1 protein-coding gene is annotated in these 2,225 nt (G+C 67.4%); it reads left to right on the plus strand.

What is annotated here, in order from left to right:
* Positions 1-1,102: 1,102 nt before the first annotated feature.
* A complete protein-coding gene (locus tag EHS43_RS43045; RefSeq protein ID WP_260470981.1) occupies positions 1,103-2,086 on the plus strand; it encodes a hypothetical protein in 984 nt (327 codons plus the stop codon).
* The last annotated feature ends 139 nt before the right edge of the window (positions 2,087-2,225 follow it).

Here is a 2,225-nt window from a genome sequence, read left to right on the forward strand (position 1 = left end):
GTGCGGGAGAGCGTGCCGGGTGCGAGCACCGGGCCGGTGAGGTACGGCATGACCCGCATCCTGCCAACCGCGCGAAGCGCATCCCAACGGGTTTTATTCTCAAGGAAGATGAGACGCGGGCACTCGCTGCGCGCCTCCGGCCCACGCCCCCCGTCCGCCCGGTCCGCTCGGATCGGACGCACAGTCCCGCGCCGAACTTGCTTCCCAACTGCCGCAAACGAAGGTGGTACCCGCCGCGCAGCGGCGGGCTGGAATGCGCGGCCGTGCATCCGGCGGGCAGCCGATCCGCTCCGTGCGCCGGGGCTGCGCCCCCTTTCCCGCGGCCGGAAATCGTCGCATGGTGCGAAGTGGTGGGCTGTCAGGGCGAATTGCGAGCATGAGCGGTGTCGCACCCGGGCCCGTGAGGGTGGTGGCCGGATGGCTGCGACGGTCGGCGATGGGTCTGGAGCGCAGATGCCGAGGAAGGAAGCGATACGGTCGGCAAGTTCGTGTACCGGTGCGAATCCGTCCGGGACGGGTACCGCCCTCTTACCGACGGCGCCGCCCGGAATGTCACCGAGAACGGCGGACGGCGGACTATCCGAGACACTCTCCGCGGCTGTCCGCCGCCGCGCCTCGCACCAGCGCCAACTCGCCCCGCACAGTTGACGAAACGCTTGGCGGCACTGGAAGGTAGGGATGATCCACGACCTCGCCTGCGACAACGCTGTCGCGGCGGTGGTGGCCACCGATCCTCCGTACCGTCCGGCTGCCGCCGCGAAGACCACGGCCGCCGGGCGCGCAGTTGACGAGGCCGGGTTCGTGCACGAGTTCAGCCACGCTGCGGGCGCAGCGTGTGGAACACAACGCGTAGTTCATGGACTTCGTCGGCTCCGCCACCGGAGGGCATCATGAATGGCTCTGATCCAGGCGAGTCACCCGGGCTGTTCCACTGATGGGGCACGCACACCGCACCGGGCGCCAGTCACCCTGACAGTGACCCGCGCCCCTCGCGTCACAAATACCTCCGGAGCGCCTTTCGATTCCGTGTCCTACCCAAGCCGAAGGACCTGAGAACAACTGGCCATTCCAGGTCTTGAATACGCGACGGGAGATCAGCACGATGAGTATTGCCTCGTCCTCGATATCTTATGCGTGGCGGGAGAATCCGAGCGTCGACCTGCTGCGCCGTGACGGTGACGCCTGGACGTACGGCATGGAACTCCTGCCCTTCTCAGCCACTCCGGACGAGTGGTCGGCCATTCGACTGCCCGAATGTGCCGCGTGGTGCTATCCAGTTGCACCAAGGGACGAGTTGTTCCTGATGTACCACGTATACGCGTGGATGTTCGCCCTCGACCTGCTGTTCGTGAGGACGTTCAAGGCCGACCGTGACCTCGACGGCGCACGAGCCATGATCGACCGGCTCCCACTGTTCATGCCCCTGGACGGCACCGCACGCACGGTGCCCGAGCCGGCGAACCCGATCGAGAGGTCCCTCGCCGACATATGGCTCCGCCTGGCCCCGACCCGGTCCGCGGCGTGGAAACGCGACATGCTGAAAGCCCAGATGGACTATGCCGAAGGGCAGTGCTGGGAGCTGGAATGCATACGGGACAGACGGGTCCCCGATCCGAGCGAGTACCTCGTCCGCCGTCGAGGCTCGTACGGCGGCCCCGTCGGGATCTGCCTCGCCGAGCACGTGGCAGGTGCGGAGGTGCCGGTGCAGGTGCGCTCCTCGCGGCCGTTTCGTGCGTTGATGGACGCCTGGACGGATATTCAGGCGCTCCACAACGACATCCGCTCCTATCGCCGTGAGGTGGAGGACGAGGACGAGACGTGCAACTCCGTCCTCGTGTTCGCCAGGTCCCTGGAACTCACCATCGACGAAGCCGCGGTCTCGGTCGCACGGCTGCGGACGGCCAGGCTGTCGGAGTACGAGCACCTGGAGACCACGCAGCTGCCGGAGCTCTGCGACCAGCTGCGGCTGGACAGCGAGGATCGCGAGCAGGTGTCCGCCGTGTTGAAGGCGATGCGCGACCACCTCACCGGCTTCCACGTCTGGCAGGACAGCGCCACGCGCTATCAGGCGCAGGCCCCCGGGTGAAGCCCCTCCCAAAGGTTTGGATCTTGACGGCCCGAGCAGGTCCCCCTCCTCACGTCGCATCCCTGTCCGCCGACGCCTCGCCGCCGCAGTCCGCTCCCCCGCGTACGCTTGATCGCGATGAGACGCCGCACTCCAGCCC

This window comes from Streptomyces sp. RP5T (assembly GCF_003933965.1).
Classification (GTDB): domain Bacteria; phylum Actinomycetota; class Actinomycetes; order Streptomycetales; family Streptomycetaceae; genus Streptomyces.